Source organism: Sphingopyxis sp. J-6, assembly GCF_046603995.1.
In the GTDB taxonomy this organism is placed as follows: domain Bacteria; phylum Pseudomonadota; class Alphaproteobacteria; order Sphingomonadales; family Sphingomonadaceae; genus Sphingopyxis.
In genome coordinates this window covers 709,825-735,759 of the sequence record NZ_CP145810.1, presented here as the reverse complement: position 1 = coordinate 735,759, position 25,935 = coordinate 709,825, and the positions used below count along the sequence as shown (strand labels likewise).

The 25,935-nt window shown below is 59.8% G+C and carries 21 protein-coding genes and 2 pseudogenes; 6 read left to right on the top strand and 17 right to left on the bottom strand.

Annotated elements, in window-relative coordinates; translation table 11 throughout:
- Positions 1-35: 35 nt before the first annotated feature.
- Genes V6U71_RS03680 through V6U71_RS03660 form a run of 5 tightly spaced genes read right to left on the bottom strand, consistent with a single transcriptional unit; the run spans position 36 to position 5,630 of the window.
- Positions 36-1,019: a hypothetical protein gene (locus V6U71_RS03680; RefSeq protein ID WP_411341020.1), complete on the bottom strand. Its 984-nt coding sequence runs from the start codon at positions 1,017-1,019 to the stop codon at positions 36-38.
- Between the two features lie 11 nt (positions 1,020-1,030).
- Complete coding sequence (locus tag V6U71_RS03675; RefSeq protein ID WP_411341019.1) at positions 1,031-1,447, bottom strand: RidA family protein; 417 nt, start codon at positions 1,445-1,447, stop codon at positions 1,031-1,033.
- A gap of 36 nt (positions 1,448-1,483) precedes the next feature.
- Complete coding sequence (locus V6U71_RS03670) at positions 1,484-3,763, bottom strand: TonB-dependent receptor (protein ID WP_411341018.1); 2,280 nt, start codon at positions 3,761-3,763, stop codon at positions 1,484-1,486.
- A 50-nt stretch (positions 3,764-3,813) separates the two neighbouring features.
- The gene (locus tag V6U71_RS03665; protein WP_411341017.1) at positions 3,814-4,359 is read right to left on the bottom strand and encodes an aromatic-ring-hydroxylating dioxygenase subunit beta; all 546 of its coding nucleotides are present in this window, start codon (positions 4,357-4,359) and stop codon (positions 3,814-3,816) included.
- Positions 4,356-5,630, bottom strand: a complete 1,275-nt coding sequence (locus V6U71_RS03660) for an aromatic ring-hydroxylating oxygenase subunit alpha (RefSeq protein ID WP_411341016.1) — start codon at positions 5,628-5,630, stop codon at positions 4,356-4,358. The genes V6U71_RS03665 and V6U71_RS03660 overlap by 4 nt, the downstream gene beginning before the upstream one ends.
- A 216-nt stretch (positions 5,631-5,846) precedes the next feature.
- Here V6U71_RS03660 and V6U71_RS03655 point away from each other — a divergent pair, with 216 nt between their 5' ends.
- Genes V6U71_RS03655 through V6U71_RS03635 form a run of 5 tightly spaced genes read left to right on the top strand, consistent with a single transcriptional unit; the run spans position 5,847 to position 12,791 of the window.
- Entirely contained in the window at positions 5,847-6,560 is a 714-nt protein-coding gene (locus V6U71_RS03655; protein WP_411341015.1) for a GntR family transcriptional regulator, read from the top strand.
- Between the two features lie 53 nt (positions 6,561-6,613).
- A complete protein-coding gene (hcaB, locus tag V6U71_RS03650; protein ID WP_411341014.1) occupies positions 6,614-7,396 on the top strand; it encodes a 3-(cis-5,6-dihydroxycyclohexa-1,3-dien-1-yl)propanoate dehydrogenase in 783 nt (260 codons plus the stop codon).
- 1 nt (position 7,397) lies between these two features.
- On the top strand, positions 7,398-8,801 hold the full coding sequence (locus V6U71_RS03645; RefSeq protein ID WP_411341013.1) for an amidase: 1,404 nt from the start codon (positions 7,398-7,400) through the stop codon (positions 8,799-8,801).
- Complete coding sequence (locus V6U71_RS03640; RefSeq protein ID WP_411341012.1) at positions 8,794-9,273, top strand: (2Fe-2S)-binding protein; 480 nt, start codon at positions 8,794-8,796, stop codon at positions 9,271-9,273. The genes V6U71_RS03645 and V6U71_RS03640 overlap by 8 nt, the downstream gene beginning before the upstream one ends.
- The gene (locus V6U71_RS03635; protein ID WP_411341011.1) at positions 9,273-12,791 is read left to right on the top strand and encodes a molybdopterin cofactor-binding domain-containing protein; all 3,519 of its coding nucleotides are present in this window, start codon (positions 9,273-9,275) and stop codon (positions 12,789-12,791) included. The genes V6U71_RS03640 and V6U71_RS03635 overlap by 1 nt, the downstream gene beginning before the upstream one ends.
- A gap of 324 nt (positions 12,792-13,115) precedes the next feature.
- Here V6U71_RS03635 and V6U71_RS03630 read toward each other — a convergent pair.
- The 7 genes and pseudogenes from V6U71_RS03630 to V6U71_RS03600 form a co-directional block, all read right to left on the bottom strand.
- Positions 13,116-14,301 (bottom strand): annotated as a pseudogene (locus V6U71_RS03630) (NAD(P)/FAD-dependent oxidoreductase).
- Between the two features lie 282 nt (positions 14,302-14,583).
- Positions 14,584-15,180, bottom strand: a complete 597-nt coding sequence (locus tag V6U71_RS03625) for a nucleotidyltransferase family protein (protein WP_058537104.1) — start codon at positions 15,178-15,180, stop codon at positions 14,584-14,586.
- Entirely contained in the window at positions 15,177-16,025 is an 849-nt protein-coding gene (locus V6U71_RS03620; RefSeq protein ID WP_058537105.1) for an XdhC family protein, read from the bottom strand. Before V6U71_RS03620 ends, V6U71_RS03625 begins: the two co-directional genes overlap by 4 nt.
- 102 nt (positions 16,026-16,127) lie before the next feature.
- Positions 16,128-18,392 (bottom strand): xanthine dehydrogenase family protein molybdopterin-binding subunit, encoded by a 2,265-nt coding sequence (locus V6U71_RS03615; protein WP_411341010.1) that lies wholly within the window; start codon positions 18,390-18,392, stop codon positions 16,128-16,130.
- Positions 18,389-18,850 carry a (2Fe-2S)-binding protein gene (locus V6U71_RS03610; protein ID WP_082639794.1) on the bottom strand — a complete coding sequence of 154 codons (462 nt, stop codon included), beginning with the start codon at positions 18,848-18,850 and terminating at the stop codon, positions 18,389-18,391. Before V6U71_RS03610 ends, V6U71_RS03615 begins: the two co-directional genes overlap by 4 nt.
- A 269-nt stretch (positions 18,851-19,119) precedes the next feature.
- Positions 19,120-19,581, bottom strand: a complete 462-nt coding sequence (locus tag V6U71_RS03605; RefSeq protein ID WP_058799888.1) for a nuclear transport factor 2 family protein — start codon at positions 19,579-19,581, stop codon at positions 19,120-19,122.
- A gap of 2 nt (positions 19,582-19,583) precedes the next feature.
- Entirely contained in the window at positions 19,584-20,450 is an 867-nt protein-coding gene (locus tag V6U71_RS03600; RefSeq protein WP_411341009.1) for an NAD(P)H-binding protein, read from the bottom strand.
- Between the two features lie 441 nt (positions 20,451-20,891).
- On the opposite strand from V6U71_RS03600, the pseudogene V6U71_RS03595 reads away from it, so the two are divergent.
- Positions 20,892-21,156: pseudogene (locus V6U71_RS03595) on the top strand (IS3 family transposase); the annotation flags it as partial.
- Positions 21,157-21,323: 167 nt separating this feature from the next.
- Here V6U71_RS03595 and V6U71_RS03590 read toward each other — a convergent pair.
- The 5 genes from V6U71_RS03590 to ndpE are packed head-to-tail and all read right to left on the bottom strand — an operon-like array spanning position 21,324 to position 25,928.
- A complete protein-coding gene (locus V6U71_RS03590) occupies positions 21,324-22,037 on the bottom strand; it encodes a TetR/AcrR family transcriptional regulator (protein ID WP_058537109.1) in 714 nt (237 codons plus the stop codon).
- A 35-nt stretch (positions 22,038-22,072) separates the two neighbouring features.
- Entirely contained in the window at positions 22,073-23,032 is a 960-nt protein-coding gene (locus V6U71_RS03585) for an alpha/beta fold hydrolase (protein WP_411341008.1), read from the bottom strand.
- 4 nt (positions 23,033-23,036) lie between these two features.
- Positions 23,037-24,200, bottom strand: a complete 1,164-nt coding sequence (locus V6U71_RS03580; RefSeq protein ID WP_058537111.1) for an FAD-dependent oxidoreductase — start codon at positions 24,198-24,200, stop codon at positions 23,037-23,039.
- A 32-nt stretch (positions 24,201-24,232) separates the two neighbouring features.
- Positions 24,233-24,865, bottom strand: a complete 633-nt coding sequence (gene ndpG, locus V6U71_RS03575) for a maleamate amidohydrolase (RefSeq protein WP_058537112.1) — start codon at positions 24,863-24,865, stop codon at positions 24,233-24,235.
- Complete coding sequence (gene ndpE / locus V6U71_RS03570; RefSeq protein ID WP_058537113.1) at positions 24,852-25,928, bottom strand: 2,5-dihydroxypyridine 5,6-dioxygenase; 1,077 nt, start codon at positions 25,926-25,928, stop codon at positions 24,852-24,854. The genes ndpG and ndpE overlap by 14 nt, the downstream gene beginning before the upstream one ends.
- Positions 25,929-25,935: the final 7 nt, after the last annotated feature.

Below are 25,935 nucleotides of genomic sequence, written 5' to 3'. Positions count from 1 at the left end.
TACTCCTTGAATTTCAATTCTCCGCGAGGGCGAATTTAATAGGTCATATATCCAATGCCCGTGATCCATTCCGGCACGGATTGATAATCGACGAGAGTTGCGGGGGCGCCATTCATCGCCCCCATCAGCGCGGCCCAGTTCAGCACCTCATGTGCGCCGAAGCCGCCGCCAGCCTCGATCTCGTCATAGCTCATCGCCTGAACGCGGTGGGCGTCGCCAGACGTGATGACATCGAGAAACGCGAGGTCCCATTCAGGATTGGTCAACGGCTCATTGGACGTGCGCATCATGTCCTGCTCGAGTTCCGCCATTTGCGTCATCAAGTCTGGAATATCGTCAAGAACAGCGCGCCCCTCATGCTGGAAGCGTTTGATGTTCTGGAGATACGGATGGAATTCCTCCTCACGACCGCCATGCACATGTTCGAGCCAGATCGGCGGCGAGTGCGATAGCCCGCCCGTTGCCAAAAAGCCGACATCGATGTCCTCGCCATAAGCATCCACCGCCGCACGGATCGCTTCGCCGAAGGCATAAGCCCGGCGCATCGTCGGCAGGGGCGGGGTGTAGACGTTGAGGAACACCGGTATGACCGGGATGTCATAGGCATTGCGGATCAGTTCCAAAACAACGATCAGGTTGTTGCCGTATTCGACCGGACCCACCCGTGCGACGTCAAACCCGGCATGGACGGTTTCGCGGAGGAGATGTTCTGCGAACTTGGGGGAGCCCGGAATGTCTTTGGCACCATCCATGCGCAACACAGGTTGCCAATACTCGGGGGGGCCCGAATGCATATCCGCGACCCCGATTGCAAAGGTGGGAGTCAGCGAGCGGTACATCTGCTCGAAATGATCATCAAGAAAGGCGATCAGGACATCGGGTCGCCGTTCATCCAGATATGTTGCGATCTGCGCGCACGCCGCCTCCATGCGGTGACGCTCGGCCTCGCCTATTGTTTCCGGCCAGCCTATCATGCCTGGAGCATGGGACATGGCGATTCCGGCGGTCACTCGGGGCATAGCTATGATCCTCAGCTTCCCGACACCGCGACGGCCTCGACCTCGATCATGAAGCGGGCATCAACCAGGCGATTGACAACCAACAACGTGTTGGGCGGATAGACGTCGGTGCGGAACAGCGCTGGGAACCGCTTGGCTCGCTCGGCCATAAAGAGATCGATCATATCGGCGTCCAACAGATAGGTGTTGAACTTCACGATATCGTCAAAACCCATGCCGAGCTTGTCGAGGACAGCGCCGAGATTATCGAAGACTTGCTCAAACTGGGCCGCGAAATCGCCCACGCCAGCTATTTCACCATCGCCGCCGACCGAGAGCTGGCCGGCGATAAAGTGCGTTCGCCCTCCATCCACCCGTCCCGCCTGCGAATAGAGGCCTTGAGCTGGCGCAAGCCCTTCTGGATTAAGATAAGTAACATTGTGCGACACGGTTGCTCCTGTCTTTCTGTTCGTGATTCTGGATATTTAGAAGTGAAAGCTTGCCTCAACCCCATAGGTGCGGGGCTCTCCCCGCTGGAAAATGTCATATCCGAAATCGTTGCGGGCGGCGAAGCCATAGGGCGTATATTCTGTCTTGGTCAGATTTTTGCCGAACAGCGATATGGTTAGTTTCTCAGACGGCGCGTAGCTCAACCTGGCATCAACAAGCCAATATCCCGGCTGGGAAAACTCGATCGTGTTGACGGGATCAAAGAACTGGCGCGACTTGTATTGAGCATTGCCGAAAAGGCTAAGTTTACCTGATTTGTTGTCAAACAGTGTCAACGTCCCGTTGAATCCAGCAGTATACTTTGATGCGCCGATCAACTGCTCACCAATGGTCGGAAACCCGAGAAGTGATCCGCGATACTCTGGTTTCTGCGCTGTCAGGCTGGCATTGAGAACCAGTGCGTCGAATGGGCGAAGCGTCGTCTCCACCTCCACGCCGTAAACGCGGCCATCAACATTGCCGACAATCTGGGCGCCAGCAATATACTTGTATGTCTGCAGATCCTTGGATTCCTGATGGAACGCCGCAACATTGACTTGCACCCGGCGATCGAACCATTCGCCTTTCAGGCCAACTTCGAAGCTCCGAGCCTTTTCCGGATCGACAATATAAGCCAGATTGGCCGCGGCAAAAGCTTGGCTAGCCACGGCGCCGGCTCGGTAACCTTGCTTGTAGGACGCATAGACGTTCAATTGACCAGTCACTTCATAGGAAGCCACGGCTTCAATGCTAATATTGTCCGAACTCCGGGAGAGATTGGCATCGGCAAAGCCCAGAATTACAGGGAATACCGGGGCGTTGGTGAAGGTGCAGAAATTATCAAAATTGGGCGCACCTACCGGCACCGGCGCAAGAGTGATGCAACCACCGTAATCTTGCGCTTTGACCGTGTCGCGGCTGTAACGAATGCCGCCGGTAAGCGAAAATCCGGGTGACACTTCGTAGGTGAGCCGACCGAACACCGCGAACCCGTCACGTTTTTGAACAAAGGCGTTAAACTGGTTAAACGGCGCGCCATTGAGCGGCCCGCCAAAGGTCGGCGTCACCGTGTAACCCGTGCCCGGTGTGTAAAAAGCAGGATCATTGAAAAAGCGAAGAGCGTTTTCGACAGCAGCGCGATCGTTGACGTAATTGGCGCCAATCAACCAGTCCAGTCCGTTATCCCCGCTGGAGGACAGCCGGGCTTCTGCATAAAATTGACGGGCACCGCGGACGTTGAAATCGCCATCGATGATGGAGACCGGCAGCCCGTCATCGTCAAGCGGCGCCAGAAAAGTTGCATGATCATAAGAGGCAGTGAGCGCAAAATCCGCAAATGATCCAAGAGGCGCTTCGAGGTTCAGGCTGAAGCCATAACCTTCAAAATCCTTCTCGCGCTGGAAATTGGCACTGGTCTCATAAAAACCCAAACCATCGCGCACATTGGCCGGAATGAAGGCTGGATTGATATTCTTGGGCAGAACCCCCGCGGCCTCCCCCCCAGAGCGTGCGTAATAACCTCGCGCAACCACATCGAGACCATCACCGGAATCATACCGGATGCTGCCCCGCGCCGAAAAAACATCGGTCTGGCTTTGGTTGCGACCGCCGGGGAACCGGTTCGTCACATATCCATCGTCCTTCGTGTAGGTGGTCGCAAGCCGAACCGCGACCTTGTCCGACAAGGGGAGATTGATGGCACCGTCAATGTGCCTGCGGTCAAGGTTGCCATAGCTGGCCGTGACATAACCCTCGGTTTCGAAACCGGGCTTGCGTGTGATCGCCAAAATCGCTCCGGCAGTGGCATTGCGCCCGTAAAGTGCGCCCTGCGGCCCGCGAAGCACTTCTACACGCTCCATGTCATACAATGGCACCGCCTCGAAAATGCTCAGGCCGCGCACACTGTCATCGAGATAGATCGCAATCGGACGACCATTGTTCATCGCATAATCGTTCGCGGCAATACCGCGCATCGTGAACACCGGCGTCGCGCCTTCGCCATAGGGCGAATAGGATTGGAGATTTGGCACAATCTGTGCGATCCCTTGGAAGTCGCGGATCGCGTTATTCTGCAAAGTCAGCGGGCCTAAAGCTGTGATTGCAGCGGGCGCCTCACGCACAGTTTCCGAGCGGCGCTGGGCGGTGACGACAATGTCGGAGCCCGAGGGCGCCGCTTGCGTATCAGCAGGTGCGGCCTCCGTCTGGGCACGAGCCGGTGATCCCAGCGCCACTGCCGATGTGGTTCCACACAAGACAATTAAAAGTCTGCCCAGCATGCTCATACCTCCCCCAAATTTTCGATCAGAAAAATCCGATTTACAAAATTCTAAAAGAATACTGTGACGGCCCCAGTCGGAATTACAGTTAAATCAAGAATAATTTTCCGCTTTGCAATCATCAGATTGCCATTGACCTTACGTAACCGGTCGATTCGAGCACCAAAGAACGTAGTTCCTGCTTCATCGAAGCGAGCTTGATAGACAACGAAGTTTGAATAAACATCGAGTTCTTCGTCCGCCTCATCGGCGACATACGCCTCAATGTTAGAGATCATGTGCCGCACCCGGGAAGGCGGGTTTTCGCACCAAAGCTGCTTGGCAGTAGTCGTGCGCGCGATGCGAAGCCTCAGGTCCTCGAACGTTTCATCGTAGATTGCGGGATCGCCAACCGGGCTCAATTCATGCGCCACGTCGCGATCGCCGGGCTTTGCGCTGACAATGCGGTTCACGCGGTTCGGAGCCCAATAGTGGATGTCAGGGGCGAGGATTCCCAGCCAACCCTCGAAGTCACGCTCATCGAGCAGTCGTGCCTCGCGATAAAGAAACTGCTCGACGGCCAGATAGCACTCAGGATCGACGGCGACCCGGCTCATGACCGAGTTCCGATCGCGCTTGCCCACTGCTTGTAGAAGTTGCGCTGCGCGGCTTCGCTCAGCTGGTCGGTCACGAAGCAACCCAGGCCCTCATGCCAGGCCTCATTCCCCAGCCCCATATGGAAATGGGAGATCGCGTCGCGGCCCTGCTGGCCTTTGGAGGAGACGTAGATACTCTCCCACACTGCGGAATCATCCTGTTCGATGATGCCGGCCGGACCAAAGTTGAAATTGTAGAACTTGCTCAGTTCCCTACGAACGTCGTCAGGCGCCTCTTTGTCGACATAAACATAAGACCAGAGCTCGATCTCTCCGGGGCCCTTGGGATGCGCGATACGAAAAGTGTTGAACACCGGGAGCAGCGACCAGTTTGGAAAGACGTTGCCCGCGACCCACTGACACCGCCCGTGGATAGGACTGACGCGCTCATCGAGCTTGTCGACAACCGATTGATAATAGGCTTGAGTGGCCGGACTTAACATGTCCGGCTGCTCAACTGGCGTGTACGGCCTCTCCACGCCGTCGGGAAAATGGAAATGTCCGGCAAAGCCATGCCCTCCGGGGAGCGCGCAGTGCATGATGCCGCGAAGATAAGTGTCCCAATCCAACCCGATCGTCTCAACCGCTGACCCATGGGTGGAGCCGACATGATATTCGTCGCCAGCAAAATTGTCGGAATATACCTTCCAATTCGTCGGCACACGCCATTTTTGCGGCTTGCCAACCAATGTTACCCCACTCGGCGTCCGGGCAAAGATCGCCTCCAGAAAGGGGATCAGTCCACCAAGCTCGTCGCGAAGCGGCGGAGCGTCGCTGGCGAACGTGGCAAAAATCAACCCGAACATTTCCTCAACCTGCGCGACACATTTCAAGCCGAAGGCTTCTTTGTTCAGGCCGCCATAAAGCCGATTATTGAGCGGCACGCCGACCAGCTGCCCGTCCATCGCGAAGGTCCATGCGTGATATGGACAGACTAGCCGGCTGGCCTCGCCCGAGTCGTCAAGGCAAATCCTCGCCCCGCGATGGCTGCAGGCATTGAGGAAGACATTGATCTTTCCGTCAGAGCCGCGGGTGACCACGACGGGGTCCTCGCCCATGAACGATGTAAAATAGGATGATTTTGTCGACAACTGGCTTTCATGGCCGACAAGAAGCCAGCGCTTCGAGAAAATTTCTTCGAGCTCACGGCGATAGACAGCTTCATCGGAATAGATGGAACGTCGAACTTGTGCGCCATCGGACGAGACATACTGCGATTGATCGAGCTGCATTGGGTCCACCGCATCGTTTCAGGATTGTCGACAATATCATGCTCGGCCCTTGAGTCAAGCAACGCGCGAATTTTTTGCTAAATATGAAAGAATTATTGAATTTCAATATGTTAAAAACTCATCCCGCAAGCATCAGGCCCACTCCGAATAAGGCGGGTTGAATTTCGCGCCTATTGCTGTAAATATTGTCTAATATTCTTGAGGAGCAATTCGACAATGAAGGAAAAACAGGCCGTTTTTTCGGAGTCGCGCGGCGCGCTGCCGGGAGCTGTCTACAATCAAATCAGGGTTGCGATTCTTAATGGCGTGTTGGCGCCGGGGCAAATGCTACGGCAAGAAGAGATGGCCGCGCGGCTAGGCGTCAGCCGAGGCCCGTTGCGCGAAGCTCTTCCACGGCTCGTTGCCGAAGGATTGGTCGTTCTTCATGCCAATCGTGGCTATTCGGTGACCTCCCTAGATTTGGACGAGATACAAGAGCTTTTTGACCTGCGGGCCATGATCGAAGTCAAGCTCGCGCGGGTAGCGGCGGAGCGCCGAAGCGCCGACGATGTCGCTATCGTTCAGAAAATGAACATGGAACTTGGCGCGCTAGTAAAATGCACGACATCGGGTGACACGCGCGATCGGTTGCGCTGGTTCGATCTCAATGTCGAATTTCACGACGCGTTGCTGGCCCCGGCCGGCTTGCCGCAGCACGCGCGCGTTCTTGAGACGATCCGAAATCGGCTTGAGCCCTATATTCGCATGGAGGTGTATCTGACCGGCGACCTCGACGAAGCGCAGGACGAACATGACGCCCTCATCCAGGCTTTTTTGCGCCGTAAGGCCGACGATTTTGCGACATTGGTACACGACCATGTCGACCACGCCCGCATCCGGCTGCTCGATGGGCTGAGGGAAGGCGGCTGGAGTATGCGCAAATCAGCGTAGTCGAAGATATTAGGGAGATTGAAATGGGTTGGTTGAGTGGAGACGTCGCTATCGTGACGGGCGGCGCGTCGGGATTGGGCTTGGCTATTGTCCGTCGGTTCGTGAACGAAGGCGCGCGTGTCGTCGTGTTTGATCGCGATGCGACGCGACTGGCGTCCGTCGCCGCTGAGCTCGGCGATTCCGTCGCCGCTGTGCATGGTGATGTTTCGCGCCTCGCCGACAATGAGCGGGCGGTGGAGATGGCGACCGCGACATTCGGCAAGCTCGATATCTTCATCGCTAATGCTGGCATCTGGGACGGCGGCCTTTCGGTAATCGATCTTCCAGCCGAAAAAATTGAACAGGCTTTCGACGAGCTTTTCGCAATCAACGTCCGCGGTGGCCTTCTCGGCGCACGTGCAGCGGCACCCGCGCTCGCCGCTACCCGCGGGAACATGGTCTTCACCATCTCCAACGCAGGCTTCTATCCCGGAGGGGGCGGGCCTTTGTACACAGCTTCGAAACATGCTGTTGTTGGTCTGGTCCGCCAGCTCGCGCATGAACTCGCGCCCAAGATCCGCGTCAACGCGGTCGCGCCGGGTGCGTTGCATTCCAACCTGAGCGGGCCCGCCGCGCTTCATCTGGATGGACGCTCGTTGATAGAAGGTCGCAGCGACGAGTTGATCGCCAGAGCCATTCCGCTCGCGATATCACCTCAAGCCGAGGATTACGCGGCTTCCTATGTGCTGCTGGCATCGCGCACGGCGTCAAAAGTTACAACCGGCGCGGTGATCAACGCTGACGGTGGCTTGGGCGTGACCGGGATCGGTTGCGTGACCGCTGGATTGGACCTTTAGGATGGCGACGGATGCGCCATGGCAATGGGGGGTTGCCAGAATTGCCCGCGCCGTCGCTGCTGGAGAACTGTCGGCGGAGGACGTGCTCCGTTCGTTTCTTGACCGTGTCGATGCGGTTAATCCGATCCTCAATGCGATTGTCGACGATCGACGCGAGGAGGCGATCGCGGTTGCGCGCGCGTCCGACGCGCGGCGCGCACAGGGAGAGCCGGGTGGGCCGCTCGACGGGGTGCCCGTCACGACGAAGACCAATGTCGCCCAACGCGGCTGCGCGACCTCTAACGGCGTCGTGGCGTTTCGTGACGCTATCGCGACGGAAGACGCTCCGGTTGTCGCCAACCTGCGCCGGGCGGACGCAATTCTGTTCGGCCGCACCAACGTGCCCGCCTTTTCCTGGCGTTGGTTTACGTCGAACGCGCTGCATGGCGCGACGCTGAATCCGCACGACAGCGCAATCACGTGCGGAGGTTCGAGCGGGGGAGCGGCAGTCGCGGTCGCAACCGGCATGTGTGCGGTGGCGCACGGATCGGACCTGGCGGGCTCGATCCGGCATCCCGCCGCCTGCTGCGGCGTATTCGGTTTCAAACCGAGCCTTGGCGCTATACCCAACTATGATCCGGGAGCGCCAGAAAGGCCCTTGCTGTCGCAGCTCATGGTGACGCAAGGACCAATCGCGCGCTCGGTCGAGGATCTGCGGCTGGGGCTGCACGGCATGCGGGGCGCCGATCCGCGCGATCCCTGGTTCATCGATGCGGAGCCTCGTGCCCGCACGCCGCAAGGGCGGATCGCTCTGCTGGCCGCCCCCGCCAGCGGTGTCGACCAAGAGGTCGTCGACTCGCTCGCGCTCGCGGCAACGCAATTCGAAGCCGCCGGATTTTCGGTTGAGACCCTCGAAATACCGTTATGGGAGGAGTTATATTTTTTCTACATGGTCCTGCTAGCCGAAGGGAAGGGTGGCCTGTTCCAGCGGATCGACGATTTGGGCGACCCCCTCGTTCGCAACGCCGCGGCAGCACTGCGGCCGCTGGCTGACCGCATTGACCCGGCTGGCTATGCGGCGGCGCTAGCCGGCCGCGGAGCGCTGCTTCGTCGATGGCGGGCGCTGACTGAGCCATTTGACGCGGTGCTGGCGCCTGTGTGCTGGCGCATGCCGTTCGCTAATGACGCCGACCAGCCCGGCGGCATTCCCATGCCGGAGATCATCAGGACAATGCTGCCCACTGTCACCGCCAACCTGCTCGGGCTTCCGGCGCTCGCCTTCCCCGGGCCGACGCAGAGCCTTCCAATTGGCCTGCAACTGATCGGTCGGCATTTTGCGGACGACTCGCTGTTCGATATCGCCGATCATGTGGCGCGCGATGTGGCAGTGATGGACCCGCAGCGCACCATTGTGGAACGTGTCTGAGGCGCTCCAACTGGACGTCAATGGCGAACGCCATATGGTTTTCGTCGATGCCGACACGCCGCTGTTGACGGTGCTACGTAACGATCTCGCCCTGAACGGACCCAAATATGGCTGCGGCCTGGGCGAATGCGGCGCGTGCATGGTGTTGGTGGATGGCGCGGCGGCGCGGAGTTGTGTGCTGCCTGCCAGCGCGGTGACCGGCCGGCGCATTACCACGCTGGAAGGACTGGCCCCGCCAGGCCAGATGCATGCCGTCCAGCGTGGCTTCGTGGAAGGACAAGGTGCGCAATGCGGCTATTGCCTGAACGGGATGATCATCCGCATCGCCGCACTGCTCGATGCCGTGCCTGATCCGAGCGATATCGAGATACGCGAGGCGCTCCGCCATAACCTCTGCCGGTGCGGAGCGCACCTTGAGATTCTCGACTCTGTTCGCGCCGCCATCCGGATCGCAAAGGACGACCGAGCGTGATGCGTTCGCGCCTCGCGGCGCTGGATGCCTGCGCCCTCGCACGCGAGCCCGATATATTGATGGTCGCGCGCAAAGACGGCGACCTGTTGGAGCCGTTCATCTGCATCGCGGGCGACGGATCGGTGATTGGATTTTGCGGCCACGTCGATCTGGGCCAAGGCATCCGTACAGCACTGGGGCAGATCGTCGCCGAAGAACTGGATGTCTCGGTTGCGCGTGTCGAGATCGTGCTCGGCGATACCGGCCGTGCACCGGATCAGGGTCCCACCATCGCTAGCGACAGCATTCAGAACAGCGCGCGCCCGCTTCGCAAGGCGGCGGCGCAGGCGCGCGCTGCCTTGATCGCCTTGGCGGCCGACCGGCTTCAAGTCGCAGCTGATAGCTTGTCGAGCGATAACGGGACGATCAGCTGCCGCCAGATCGACGCGCGGGTCGACTATGCGCAGCTCGTGCGCGGACGGCACATCGTGCTTCCACTTGACGAGAACCACCCCGTCAAGGCGCCATCCGACTATCGCGTCGTCGGCCGGCCGCAGCCGCGTGTCGACATTCCCGCCAAGGTCTCCGGTGAGCTCACCTTCGTCCACGATATGCGCGTGGCTGGCATGTTGCACGGGCGGGTAGTGCGGCCACCCTATGGCGGCGTCGATCATGGCCCGTTCGTCGGCACCAGCCTGATCAGCGTGGATGAGGCTTCGATCGCGCATATAGGTGGCATTGTTGCGGTAGTGGTGGAGGGCGACTTCATCGGTATCGTATCCGAGCGCGAGGAGCAGGCCGAAGCGGCGGCGGCAGCGCTGAAGGCGATCTGGAAAGATGTGCCTGAGCTGCGATCGCTTGACGATCTCGTCGCCGCGCTCAGCACGAACCCTTCCACCCCGCGCCGATTGCAGGACAAGGGCGATGTCGAGCGCGCGCTCGCCGAGGCCGACCGTCGCCTGCCGCGACGCTATGTCTGGCCCTATCAACTCCACGGCTCAATAGGCCCGTCCTGTGGCGTGGCGGACGTGCGGCCAGACGGGGTCACCATCTGGTCGGGCACACAGAACCCCTATCCACTGCGCGCCGATATCGCCCACCTGCTCAATCTGCCACTCGAGGCCATCGAGATCGTGCGCATGGAAGCCGCCGGCTGTTACGGCCGCAACTGCGCCGACGATGTGTGCGCCGATGCCGCTTTGCTGTCGCGCGCGGTGGGCGCACCCGTACGCGTACAACTCACCCGGGAGCAGGAACATATCTGGGAGCCAAAGGGAGCCGCCCAGCTCATCGAGATAGACGGGGGACTGGATGCCGCCGGCGACGTGACGGCTTACGATTTTCAGTCGCGCTATCCTTCTAACGGCGCGCCGACACTTGCACTCCTGCTGACGGGGCGGATCCCGCCGATCGCCGAGACTTGGAAAATGGGCGATCGGACCTCGGTCGCGCCTTACGACTATGCAAACATGCGCGTGACTGTGCACGACATGCCACCGATCGTGCGCGCATCCTGGCTGCGCGGCGTGTCGGCGCTGCCTAACAGCTTCGCGCACGAAAGCTGGATCGATGAAGCCGCAGCAGAGGCGCAAGTCGACCCGATCGAGTATCGGCTGCGCTACCTCAACGATTCCCGCGCGCGCGATCTGGTCTTGCAGACCGCAGAGCAGGCCGGCTGGACACCGCACAACCGCTGGGGATCGCACGGCAGCGATGGCGACATCCTGTACGGGCGCGGCTTCGCTTATGCGCTCTACGTTCACAGCACCTTTCCCGGCTACGGAGCGGCTTGGTCGGCATGGGTCGCCGATGTCGAGGTCAACCGCAAAACGGGCGAGGTCGCCGTCACCCGTATCGTCAACGGCCACGATGCGGGCATGATGGTAAATCCAGCGGGGGTGCAGCACCAGATCCACGGCAATGTTATCCAATCGGTCAGCCGCGCGACGCGCGAGCAGGTGACCTTCGCTCAGGGCATGCCGGCTCAGCGCGAATGGGGCGGATATTCCATACTGCCCTTCACGCAATTACCCCGCATTGACACCCGAATGATCGATCGGCCGGATCAGCCGCCACTGGGTGCGGGAGAATCCGCCTCGGTTCCAAGCGCCGCGGCCATCGCCAACGCAATTTATGATGCCTGCGGCGTGCGCTTCCGCGAACCGCCTTTCACCGCCGACAAGGTGCGCGAGGCACTGGGCGTCACGATGCTCGCGGCAGCCGCCGTGGCGCCGACGCGCAGGCGCGTCAGGCCATGGATGACGATATTCGCGGGCGCGTCGCTGAGTCTTGCCGGACTGATTGGTGCTGCACTGCCCTGGCGCGCTGCAATTGCGCCAATCGATCGTCCGCTTTCCAATCTTTACAGCGCGCAGACCATCGAGCGCGGCCGTCAGCTTTCCGCCATTGGCGACTGCGCGATCTGTCACACGGCCCCCGGGGGTGCGCGCTTCGCGGGCGGTTATGCGATAGAAAGTCCGTTCGGTACGATCTACGGCACTAACATAACCCCAGATCCCGAAACTGGCATCGGTTCGTGGTCCTACGCCGCGTTCGAACGCGCGATGCGGCGCGGCATCGCGCGGGACGGACGCCACCTTTACCCCGCCTTCCCCTACACCCACTTCACGAAGACCAGCGATGCGGACCTCGAGGCGCTCTATGCCTATCTGATGGCGCAGCCCGCAGTACGGCATAACCCGCCCGCGACGCGCCTTTCCTTCCCGTTCAACCTCCGGTTCACGCTTGCGGGCTGGAACGCCCTGTTTCTGAAGCAAGGGCCGATGGCGGCCATGCCCGACCGCGGCGCGCAATGGAACCGCGGCCGCTACTTGGTCGACGGACTCGGCCATTGCTCCGCCTGTCACAGCCCGCGCAACGCGCTCGGCGCCGAAATGGGGGACCGTAGCTATCTTGTCGGCGGCGAGGCAGATGGCTGGGAAGCTCCTGCGCTGGGAGAGCGATCACCTTCAACGCTGCGCTGGAGCGAGGCGGATTATTACCAATATCTCCGCCACGGCTACGCTCCACGCCACGGGTCGGCAGCAGGGCCGATGGCGCCGGTCGTGGCGGAACTGCGCGACGCGGCGGATGCTGACGTGCGGGCAATGGCGCATTACCTCGCATCGCTAGATAGTCGTGAAGACGCCGCGACGGCGAATGCGCTGATCGCCGCATCGAACGCCGCGATCGCGGCAACGCCGGACACTTCAGCCGCTCGCCTCTACGATGGCGCGTGCGCCGTGTGCCACACCGGTGTGGAAAGGCGCGACCTGTTCGGAATTCGTCCACAACTCGCACTCAACACGAACGTCCGTTCGGACCGGCCCGATAATCTTATCCGTGTTATCCTGGACGGAATCGCGACGCCGGCGGCCGGAACGCACGGAACGATGCCCGCGTTCCGCGCCTACATTGATGATCGCCAGCTTGCCGACCTCGTCCGCTACATCCGTGCAACCTTCGCACCCGATCGCCAGCCATGGGCCGATGTCGAACAGAGCATCGCTCGAGCGCGCGGGGCATCGCGAAAACATTGAAGATGGCGGCCTCCATCAAACTCTCGACATTCTACAGCTGATTAGATTCGGTCCATCTGACTGGAGGCGGCCAGCCCCGCCTGCTCGACTTCGAGGCGTTTCGCCCGACGCTGGGAGTGCAGCGGGCTTATGGCAACGGTGCCAATGGCGGCTGTTGTCCCTATGATCCGGTGACGATGCTCAAGGGGCTAATCCTGCGGCCCAAAACAATTTCACCGACATATCGGTGGAATAGCTGATCTGGGACCGGTTAAGCTGGTTGCGCTTCCTGGGCTTGACGGGAAGGCGGTTGCCACGCCGAAGCAATAAGATCCAGGGGACGATCTACTCCGCTCTTTGAGTCTCGTGAGGCAAAAGAGTTTTTAGTGATATTTCGGTGTCCGCAATCTTTTCGAATGGGGCCACGAGCCCCGCCGTCACGATCATACGGCCCTGAACATAATCCTTCGTCGCGTTGACGCAGTCTATGGCGATTACCCTGCCCGCCTTGAGGTAGACGATTGAGAAGCTGCGCGCGGCAGGATCGCCGCGTAGTACCGCCTGATCGTGCCCTGTGGACAGCCCCGCGGTCTGAAGCTTGAGGTCGTACTGGTTGGACCAGAACCACGGGATCGCATGATATGGACTCTCGTAGCCTAGTATCCCCTTTGCGACGACATTCGCCTGGTCGTTGGCGTTCTGCACTGATTCGAGCCGGATCGTCGCGCCTTGTGCGAATGCGTTCTCATGCGCCGCGCAGTCGCCGATTGCATAAATGTTCGGAAGGCTCGTCTTGCAGAAGCGGTCAACAAGTACGCCATTGCCGCCCTCGGCGCCCGCTGCGAGCAGCGGTTCGACGGCCGGAACGATACCGATGCCGACGATGACCAGATCGGCCGGAATCACTTCGCCATTCGACAACTGCACGCCGGTGGCACGGCTCTCGCCTTCGATTGCATCGATGCAGACGCCAAGCCGCAGATCGACACCATGATCCCGATGCTCCTTTTCGTAGAAGCGCGACAACTCGACACCGGCGACGCGTGCGAGGACGCGGTCCAGAGCTTCCAGTAGAACAACCTTCTTGCCCGCCTTGGTGAGCACGGCCGCAGCCTCGAGTCCGATATAACCGCCACCGATTACAACGATCTGACGTGCGCTTTCGGAGGCGGCCTTCATCGCATCGGCATCGGCGCGGGTGCGCACACCCTGGACGCCGGGAAGATCACCGCCGGGAATCGAGAGCATGCGCGGACGGCCGCCGGTCGCCCACACGAGTTTGCCGTAACCGATCGCCTTGCCATCGTCGGTCGTGACGATATGGCCCACCGGGTCGACGGAAACCACCCGCTCACCAAGAAGCATCGTCACTTCGCGCTCGTCCCAATATTTGGCGGGACGCAGTTGGATGCGCTCGAATTCCTTCTCGCCGGCGAAATATTCTTTCGACAACGGCGGTCGCTCGTAGGGCAGTTCAGGTTCCTCGCCGACGATCGCAATGCTGCCCTCGAACTTTTTGAGTACGCAGCATCACTGCGACCTGTGCCCCGCCGTGCCCGGCACCTACGATCACCACATCGAACTTCGTATTCCCTCCGCTACGGCACGCTCACTTATTGCGCATGTCCCTGACATGCGCGGCATAGCTGCACAAGAAACTTTGGCTGTTCGGTCGACAGCAGCATCAATTCATCGCGCCGACCGGCCAGCACCTGTATAGCGTACGGATTCCGGCTTCATTTAGCGCGCCGGCATGTGCTTGCCCCGACAGGCAATGGCCCGGTAGAGAAACGCCGATCCGGCTTCACGCGAATCAATGCCATGGTGCAATAGATAATGTTGCAAGGTCCATTCTGGTATCGATGTCTGCTAACTCGCGAGCCGGTACGTCGATCTTGCGACATTGCGGCTCTCCGCGCAGATAAGATGAGGCACCTCGATCGCCCGTCAGCGACAGCATATCATCGAAGTGCCTGTCGGTCACACATATGGGGATGCCAGCCTTGCCGCCTGGATAATGCGTCGCGGACAGACCGCCGACAGTTGCCGCGTCGGCGAGACGGCGCAGCGTCGAGGATGTGACGAACGGCATGTCGCCCAGCATAAGCAGCAATTTTTCGCACTTTGTCTCCGCGGCATGCCTTACGCCGACCGCGATCGATCCCGCAAGGCCCAGCCCGGCCTCCGGATTGAACAGAAGCCCGGCGTGCCCCTCTGCCTCAGCCTCCCTCGCGAATTTGGGGCAGGTATCGCCAACGACAATGACCAAGCTTTTGGTATCGAGCCCTAGAGCCGCATCCACCGCATGGCGTCCAAGGCGTTTTGAAGAAAATTCCGCGTCAAGCTTGGGTCCTTCAAAACGGCGGGCCGCGCCGGCCGCCATGATAGCTATGCAAAGACGGCCGCTCATGGATGGGGATGCAATGCTTCATATGCACCAACCACTTCCGAAAGAATCGACAGGGCCAGAACCTCGGGCGAGCGAGCACGGGGAACGAGACCCACGGGGCTATTGATGCGGGCCAAGGCGGCATCATCAAACCCGTCCGCGCGCAGCAACTCTAGCCGCCGCGCGCGCGCCTGCGCGCCGCCCTGGCACCCGATGTAGAACGCCGGCGTGCGAAGAGCCCATGCGAGAAGGGCATGCTCCCATTCATGATCGTGAAACAGGAGCAGTACGGCTGTCCAGGGATCGGCCGAAATCCCGGTGGGGACCGTATTCAGGGCAAACTGCTGGCCGGCCGCGCGCAATTCGACATCGACGTCAGTTGCCTCGGCCTGCCGCTGCAGAGCCTTGCACTCTGCCCCCGTTCCCAACACAAGTAGCCGGAGCCGCGGAATGTAGCGTCTCACACGCAAGAAACGGCGATCCGCAGCGGCCGGAACGGCTAACGGCAGCGCGGTCGCCCGGCGTGCCCCGAGATCCGCCACGCACTTCGACAGTTGGTGCGCTTGCGGAGCGGGGTCGATCAGGATGTCGAGGCCCGACCCGCAAGGGAGACGAAAGTCGATAAATGGCGACCCCTTGCCATAGCGCAGCAGTTTTATGATCCCCTCGCGCGCGGAAATCGTCGCCTGGGCCGCCAATTCATTCTGCAGGCAGTTGTCGGCCATGTCCCCTACCAGCGTGCCGTCGCGGCCGACGGCCAGTTGCGCGCCGCACCGACGCGAGAAGCTGCCATCGATCCCCACGATAGTGCACAAGGCAACCTGTGTGGCTACCGCATAAGCAAGGGCCGCGTGGTCAGACGACATCACCCTTCCCGTGCGCTCTGCGCTGGCGGTGCGAAATTGGAAGGGCCTGAACTCGAATCCTGTACCAACTTTTCAGGCGACAACATTTGTCGTCGCATCCAGTCAATTCGCCAGGATCTTGGCAATGGGCAGACTGCGCAAACGAGGGCCGCCGGCATCCGCGATCGCGTTCACCAACGCCGCGATCGTCACCGGAACGGCGTCCTCGCCGATGCTGGCCGGCGGTTCCGTCGAAGGCAGAATTTCGATCGTGACCGCCGGCATCTGGTCAAGTTTGAGGATCGGATAATCATGAAAATTGCTTTGCTGCACCTGCCCATTCTCTACCGTTATCTCGCTATGGAGCGCGGTCGTCAGGGCATAGGCGATCCCCCCCTCCAACTGGGCGTGGACGATGTCCGGATTGATCACGGTGCCGGCGTCGACAGCGAGAAAGACATGATCGACCCGCAGGCCGGCCTTTTCGTCGAAGCTGACGTCGACGATCGCCGCCTTTGTCGATGACGGATAGCTCGGATAGTAGCTGGTGTCCCCTACCGCGAGGCCGCGTCCCCGTCCCCTTCCTTTCGGAGCGTGCCAGCGTCCCTTCTCGATCGCGAAGTCGAACAGCTTAAGGTGATTCTTCACCCGTGCGACTGCGATCTCGCGATCCTCTAAATCGGCTGGAATATAGGAAGGATCGAGCAGCGACCGATAGAATTCAGGCACGTCACGGCCGGTCAGCAGACGTAGTTCGTCGAGGAAACCGAAGTTCATCCAGAGATGCTGGGTGAAGCCGACGCCGCGCATCCAGCCGAAAGGGAGCGGCGAGTCAGGATTACGCTTATACGCAAAGCGGACATTAGGCGGCTGGAAGGGAAAGCGCGTCTCGCCATAGCTCTGCTCCGCCGACGTTCCGCTCGCGACAGAACACGTCCAGACTGTCACATTGCCGGCGCCGTCCAGCCCGGCTTCGAAGCGCGCCGCGGTGATTGGCGCATAATAGCTTTTACGCACGCACTCCTCGCGCGTCAGCAGCAGTTTCACAGGCGTGCCCTTGCAGGCCAGCGCGATCTGCACCGCCTGGTGGACGAAATCATTCTGCAGGCGCCGGCCAAAACCGCCGCCGGCCGGAAGGATATGGACATGCGCCTTGTCCGGCGACACCCCGCACAGGCTGTGGGCAATGTGCCAGGCATCGTCCGGAAACTGGCTGTTTGTCCAAAGATGAACCTCGCCGCCATCGACATACGCGCTGCAATTTATCGGCTCCAGCGGCGCCGGATCCATATAGGGATAGCTATATTCTGCCGACAGCGTCTTAACCGCTTTGGCAAGCGCACTCCGGGCGTCACCAGCCTCGACAACCACCGGGGCATCGCCCCGGGCCTGCTTCGCGAGCGTCTTCATATACTCTTGGCTTGAAAATTTCGCATGGGGACCCGCGTCCCATTCGATCGCCAGCGCATCGAGCGCGGTCTTGGCCTGCCACCAGCTGTCGGCGACGACCGCGACCGCATCGTCCATTGTGACCGGCGCTGCCCAAATATCCGGATCTTCGCCCTCTGGCACCGGCGCATTATAGCCAACCTTCGCACCCTTGATCTTGACGACCTCGGGATTGCCCGGCATGCCTTTGATGCTGCCCTTGTCGACGCTGCGCAGCTTTCCGCCGAAGGTGGGACTCTGGCGAACGGCCGCGAAACGCATGCCCGGCAGTTCGAAATCAATCCCGTAAACAATCTTACCCCGGATCGCGGCATCCACATCACGGCGCGGGATTGGCTTGCCGACCAATTGCCGGTCGCCCACTTCCTTCAGCTTCACTGCCTTCGGATCGGGTACCGGCATTTTCGCGGCGGCTTCCGCCACCGACGCATAGCTCAGTTCCTTTCCTGACGGTTTGTGACGGATTGAGCCCTTGATCGCTTCCAGTTCTACTTCGGGCACCTTCAGGCGCGATGCAGCGGCGCGAATTAACATTGTTCGAACCTGAGCTCCCGCCCGCTGGGTTGGTTCGAACAAGGTCTGCGCGGAATGGCTGCTCAAGACCGCCGTCCACACGTAGACATTTTCCCGCGCCGCGTTAACCGCCGGATCGTAAAACTCGCTCTTCAGCGTAGACCAATCCAGTTCGAGTTCCTCGGCCAGCATTTGCGGGATCGTTGTCGAAACCCCCTGCCCGATTTCCGTCTGGGGCACGCGCAATGTGACGCTGTTGTCGGGATGGATCACGACCCACGAGAGGAGTTCAACCCCCGGTTCGCCGTCATCGGGGAGCTTCGTCCGGTCCTTACAGCCCGCGAGCGAGAGCGTAAAACTCACGCCCGCCGCGGTGACGAGTGCGCCCGTGACGAAACCTCGCCGGGTGAGAACGGGTTCCTTCACCGGCCGGCTCTCCCGTTCTCAGCCGCACTACGGATAGCCTTGCGGATGCGGTTATAGGTGCCGCACCGGCAGATGTTGGTGACGCCTTGTGCAATCTCGTCATCGCTTGGAGACGGATTGTTTTTTAGTAAGGCGGCAGCGGCCATGATCATGCCAGGCTGACAATAGCCGCATTGCGGAACACCCGCTTCGCGCCAGGCGGCCTGCACAGGATGCTCACCGCTCTCGCCGAGCCCTTCGATAGAGGTGATTTTCGATCCGACGGCCTGCCCAACCGAATAAGCGCAGCTGCGCACAGCAGCCCCGTCGACATGAACCGTGCAAGCTCCGCACAGACCCGCCCCACATCCGAATTTCGTCCCCTTGAGGCCTATACTGTCGCGCAAAACCCAAAGTAGTGGCACGGCCGGATCGACTTCAAGCCGGTGCTTCGTTCCATTCACTTCAATTTCGAGCATCTTGCGTCCCGTCTCCCATGCGATGCCCGGGGATTTGGTGTGCCTGGAAATTCGACAGCCTAAGAGGGCATCACACAAACTCACGCGCATCGACGCTCTGCTGACGATAGCACCGCCACTCAATTATACAAAAGAATAATTATGAGGTCAGCGGCTGGGCGGGCCTGATTTCTGTCCAAAGGCGGCGGGGCCGCCACCTACGTCCGGCGCCACGGGAGGCCGCCCCTCTGGTCGGCGCCATGTTCAGGCGACCATGTGAATCCCAATCGTCATCCGGTTTCGACTGGAGTCCCGGTTTTGTTTTGTTCGATAGCCTTTGCAAAAGCCAGTGAGTCGAAATGAGCGTGTTCAGTGCTCACCTTGCCATCAACAATGGTGTCGATCAAAACGACCGACCACGAGATTTCCACACCGCCGTCTGGCGCTCCCTCGCCGACATATCTCGCTTCGGCCCGCAATTCGCCGACAACCGACGTGCTGCTTGCTATAATATTTACATAATCGACGCGAACGGTTCCAGAAACGAACTGCGAATTATAGTCCTCTAGATACTCTCGAAACGCCTTTTTGCCCCGCACAGGAAAATCCGAGAAAGGAATATCTATATATTCCATGTCATCATTGTATAGCGACAAGAGCGCATCGAGATCATTACGCGCCCAAGCGTCTACTTGCTTCCTGAGCAAATCCTCGTTCTTGCGAGAAAGCTGAATTTCGTCTGAATCTTGCATTGTCATTCCCGTCCAGCCCGCTGCAGTGATGGCGCGTGTTCCGTGAGGAAAGCGTCAAGGCCGCGGGGCTGGTTTCCGGTTATACGGGCGACGAGATCAGTGACAATGGCGGTGTCCCCGTTCATGATGCTACGCCCGATGTTTGAGAAATATTCAATAAATCCCGCGGGTGCATCGGCGGTTTTGAGCCGCTCTTCTGCCGCTTCCGTCGTCTCTTCGACGGGTTGTATGACCGCACCCGTGACTGCCGCTACCCGGTCCGTGAGTTGCTCAAGGGTGAGCGCCTCAGGACCGGTCAGTGTGAGTGCCTGCTTGCCGCAATTCTGGCCGAGCAGAAGTTCGACGGCGACGGCGGCTATATCCCTCGCATCGATCCAAGCGGTTGCAGCGCCCCCAGTTGTCATCACGATGACTCCGTCTTGACGGATCAGGTTTCCGAAGAAGCGCTCATCGACGAGATCCTGCATGAACCAGTTCGGTCGCAGTATGGCGAAGTCGAGATTGCTCTCATCGATAACTCGCTCGACCTGCAGTTCATGAGCGTCGTCAGCGCGCGTCTCGGCCGCGATCTCCGAGAGGAGCACGATCTTGGTTGCGCCAGAATCCTCGGCCAAACGGGTGAAGTCTCGGACAATCTGAGTCACCTCATCGGACTCGGGTTTGACGAGATAGATAGCATCGGTTCCGTCCAGTGCCGAAGCCCAGGTCGCGCGGTCATCCCAATCGAATGCTACTGGGATGATATTACCGTGCGCTGCGGATGAGGGGTTTCTTGTTGCGGCCTTGACCGTGGCCCCGCGCTCCGCGAGGCCGCTCACCACATGTCGTCCCGTTGTCCCGGTTGCTTTGGTAACCAAGATACTACCCATTCCCACCTCCTGCTATTCGGCTATTCGGCTATTCGGCTATTCGGCTATTCGGCTATTCGGCTATTCGGCTATTCGGCTATTCGGCTATTCGGCTATTCGGCTATTCGGCTATTCTCGCGGCCCTGGGATGCGCTAGCTAGATCGTGCCGCTGAACCCACTCGAACATATATAATTATATAATCGAATAATATATTTGGTGTCAATATTCTGACCGGCCTCTCTCATCATATGATATTCGACTGTGCGCGCCGCGAGGAGATGTAGAGCTGAACCGGAAATTCGCGAAAATGCGTCGCTTTAACCGATAGCTCTCCATAGCTTCTCCTGCAAACGCGGATCCCTCGCTATTGCTGTGCGGCCAATCTGACACGGATATATTGGTTATATGAATAATATATCGCATCGATTGAACCGCCCGGGATCGCCGGAGACCGAAGCTCCTGAGAGGAAGGGCTACGACGAGCAAGACAACCAACATATTTGAACCTGGGGTCGCACAAATGCGGTACGGATGATCCTGGATCACGAAGACGAGCATCCATCACGATGGGCAGCCATCGCGTCGATCTCAGCGAAGATCGGCGGGTGCCGGACACGCTTCAAGGGCGGGTGAAGAAGATCAAGGTCGCCGGCGGCAAGCGCTTCGGGGCCACCGAGATGGCCGATCGCCTCGCGTCCCTCGAACGCGAGAACCGCGAGTTGCGCTAAGCCAATGAGATACTGCGCAAGGCGTCAGCATGTTCCGCCCAAGCGGAGTTTTCGGCTCGGCGCTCACCGTGCCAGCGGGAACGGCGGCGCGCCTCCGATCCACGGCACCGGACGCCGGGCCAGTTCAAGCCGATTGCGCCATGCCTTGCCGCGCGATAGCGCGATTAGGGTCGATCAGCCTCCATCCCGGCCGCAAGAAACGCCACCATGTTATCGAGCATCTCGTCCTTCGACAGATGATGAATCTTGCCTTCCGTCAAATCCTCGATACGTCCCAGGTCATTCAGCATGAACATATATGTGCCGACCAAAAACGACATCCGCAATCCGATCGTCCGTCGGGGTAATTGTGGAAGGGCCTGAGCTAGGACGTCGATATATCGCTTAACCGACGCATCATAAACCTCCTTGCGGAGGCGCAGGGCATGCTCCTCGGGTTCGGAGTGCAGGCGGGACTGCAATTGCGCGAACGCCGCGCCGGCCTCTCCGCTGTGCTTCAAGTCCCACTGGGGCTGGAGATAGGCTCGAATGATATCCTTTACCTGCGGCGGCTTGCCGGATTCGAGCAACCGGTCCAGCAGCACATGACGATGTCCGGATAGCAGACCGCCGCGCCGCTTGTAGACTTCGTCGAAAAGTTGTTCTTTTGTATCAAAATAATAACGGATCAGGCCCTGATTTACGCCGGCACGCTCCGCAATATCACGAACGCTTATCCCGGTATAACCACCTTCGGCAAAAGCGATTTCCGCGGCATTCAGGATCTTTTCCTTCAATTTGCCATTATTTTTGGGGCGCCCAGGCTTCCTTGCCGATTTCTTTTTCTCACCCTTCACCGCCTTGTCTTCAGCGACAGCAACAGTGGCACTGGAATCCATTTCTATTCTTTCCGCAGTCAAGTTCGAACCCTTTTCTAGCCAAGGATGGCGTCACTGCTAGGAAGGGAGGCCCGTCCGCCGAGGGACCGCTCGATCCACGCGACAAGCAAATCCGCGATCGCTGCGCTGTTTATCTCACTCATCAACATGTGTCCATTGCCCCCAATGCCATGCTCTTCAAGCCGAATATGTTCAAAGACATTCCCCCGATCACGGACGAAAGCCGCCGCGCGCGCATTAGCCTCGCGCATCCAGGTTGCCTCGCCAGTGACGATCGCCACGGGTCGGTCGAACGGGTCGGCCGCTCCGGCATAAGGCGCCGCACAAAGATCGTTCTCGAACGTGCCCAGAGGATGAACCATTCCGGGATATCCGAGCGGCTCAATCGCGACGATTGCCTCGACCTTGTCGCCGCCCTTGGCGGCAAGAGCCCAACCGCAAGGACCACCAGCCGAATGGCTGACGATGATGGTCGGCCCGATCAATTCGAAAAGCGCATCGGCGATCGCCTCGACATGATGCTGGCTCGCCGCAAGAGTAGTCGCCATCGGCCCTTGGCTCGCCATGAACCGGTCGCCAGCCCGAGGATCGTCCGGCCAGCGATCATGCTTCGCCGCCTCGGGCCAGAGATCATGCCGTTCCGGTTCGACAAAGCGGGGATAAAGGAACCCATAATCCGGAAGCGGCAAGGCCGGGCCGTGCACCGGTTCGTTCCATGCGCAACGCCCGTGCCCTGGCCGATCGAGGATATAAACCGGAAAGCCCGCGCGCAGAAAGCTGTGCGCCCAGCCCGGCCGACCATCGGGCGTCCGCAGAAATTCGGACCCTTGCCCACCCCCTCCGTGGACGAAGAGGACGGACACTGGCCGTGACGCCGCGGGTACGAACCATTCGACATAACCACTGATGCCCGGCCAGATCTTGCCCTCTGCGTGAGCGGGTTCACCGGTCAGGAAGCGGCCGCCGAAGTCCTGGAGTATATAGGGCTCCATCATGAATTCAGAAACGGGTGATCAATTGCTCGGTGAAGCTCAGTTCCTTCCTGATCAGCTCCTCATTCCCTGCAACGTTGCGCAGGAACTGAATTCGCTCTTCCTTCTCCTGGCCTTCCTTAAGATAATAGAGGCTGCGCAGGTTGAGCGAAGCGCGCGGAGACGTGATTTCGGTGAAAATGCGCCGCCGGTCTTGTTCATAGAATTCCAGAATGTCGTGATCGGCGCCGTCGTGGAGAACCCGGTTCAGGGCCTCGATCAATGCGAACGCATCGAACATCCCGCCCGTGAGACCGAGACCTCCGGTCGGATTGGTCACATGTGCGGCATCGCCCACGAGGATTATCCGGCCTTCGCGCATCTTGTCCGCCACACGCTGGTGCATACGGTAGGGAGAGGCGGCCAGGACTTCGTACGGCAAATCGGGCAGGTGATCGGCGAACATCGCGTCAATTCGCTCGGGCAGCCCTTCGATTGGCAATTCCGGATTCTCGACGAAGGTGACGCGCCAAACGTCCGACTGGTCGATCTTGCAGATGACCGCACCATGTTTTTGGTCGATCTGCATGACCGTAGGCGAATATCCCACCGATGAGAGATCGATTTTGGTATTAGTGGCGATATAGCGCTCGGGCCACGTCACACCGTAGAATTGCAGCCCGAGAACATTCCTGCGCACGACGCTGTTCGCGCCATCGGCACCGACAAGAAAATCGCCGTCGAGGCGTTCCGCCCCGCCCGGTCCGTCAAGCTCGGCGATCACACCGTCCGCATTCTGGCTGCAACCCTGCAAGCGGGTCTGGTAGCGGATTTCGATATTGGGAAGCATCGCAACATGCCGGGCGAGAACCTGGGAGAGCAAGCCTTGATGCAAATGCAGGGCCTGTCCGTCCTCATAGGCCGGCGAGCCCGTCCACTCGATCATTTCCCCCGTGCTGTGGATGTGCCAGCCGAAGCTCTGACGAAGGAAGCCTTCGCTGATACAATCCTGCAGGAGACCCAACTTCTCGAGATGCGGTAGTACCGGATAGTGGTAAACGAGTGCTCGCGGGCTGTCGTTGAGTTCGGCCTCGGCCTCGAGGATCGTAACGCGCGTCCCCGCCTTCGCGAGGCCGATGGCCGTCAGCAAGCCAGTCGGCCCCGCTCCGGCGATAATTACATGCTGGATCATTGATCTACCTCTCCATTATTAACTGGGCGACGTCAGTCCGACGACCTGATCTGGCCGAGCCAGTTCAGGATGTCGTCGGCGCTGGTGATGTCTCCGTATTTTTGGGCGATATCATAAAGATTGGCTTCGTGCGGCGCCGACGCCCGGTCCGCGCAGCAATCGCGCGGCACCAGCACGATAAAGCCGGATTGCACGGCATCAACGACGGTGGCGCGCACGCATCCCGATGTGGTCGCCCCCGTAACAACAACCGTATCGACCCCGGCAGCGGTGAGCAAACTGGCCAGGTTCGTGCCATGAAAGGCCGACGCGCCATGCTTGATGATGACGGGATCGCCCGAGGTGATACCGGTCGCGCTGTCGATTTCGACCAGCCTCGTGCCCGCCATCAGCGCTTTCATGCCCGTCGCCTTGCGAAGCCAAGGCAATGCCTCCGCCTCCCACGGCTGATAGGCGATGGTGGTGTAAATAACGGGAAAGCCGCGTTCGCGGGCAACATCGGTGAGCCGACGAGTCGCAGCGATCTCAGCCCGCATATCCGCGGCAGTGGGATAGCTGGTGTCAGTGAAGCCGTAGGAGAAATCGACCACAACGATCGCCGGACGGGTTCCTCTTGGTGCGCTGCGACCGAATCCGGCCTTGTCATAGACCTCATCCTGCGACATCGAACACCTTGCTTTCCTTCACGCTCGAACCATCGTTTCGATCGAACTGGAGTTCCTTGACCATGATTTCGCCATCGATCAGCACCGGGTCGCCATCGAGGAAGAGCGAGCAGCCGCGCATGGGGATATCGAGGTGGCAGGCCGTATCGTTCGACCCGCCAAGCTCGTTGTTGGGGCCGGTGGAAAACAGGACGTTGCCCAGATAGCTGCGCGGCTCCATTCCCATGCCCCCGGGGAATTCGCCCGGCGTCATCCGATGCCACTTGGCGTCCGGATTCATCCCCCAGCCGATATGACTCATTGCGAATCCGCGCTCGTCTTCGAAGTCCGCCATGTAGGATTTGACCAGTTCAGCTTCCAGGCCGCCACGGATATCCGTGATCCGTCCCTGCTCGATCGTGTAGATAATTGGCTCGCGAACATAGATATTCTGCGGAAGGAGCACATCGCCCGTCCCGACGACGATCTGACCATCCACACCGTCATCGTCGCCCCCCGTGAACACGAAGCCCGACGGCCAATGATCCCATCGCCCAGGCTGGTCCGTGCAAGCATATTCGGTGATGGTGGGATAGGTTCCGAGCTTGTAGATCACATCGGTGCCGTGGGGGGAGGTGATGTGCATCGATTTGGCCCGCGCCAGCAGTTCTCCCGCCCGCTCGACTTTCTCGCGCAGTTCAAGATTCGGCAACATGCGCGCGAGCAGTTCTGGCGGCTCGACCACTGTCAGCACGCGCGTGCCGGCCGCCTGGATCGCCATCTGTTCTGGCGAGAACAGCAAAAAGATGCAGTCGATGAGCATGTCGGCGTTCTTGAGGGCCTCGATAGCCTCCGGCATGACCGCAAGCGTTGTCTGGCCGACTGCCCACCCTCCCATGGGCGAAACCGCGGGAAGGCGCATATGATAGATATTCGCGCCCAACATTCTGCCCGCGGCAAGGAAGGCATCGGCATAGTCGAGACGCTCGTCGCCTTGGGTGAGGACAACCAGGCGCTCATCCGCACGCACTCCGGACATCTTCAGCTGATGCAGGCAAATTTCGATAAAGCTTGCGCGGTCCATTACGGAC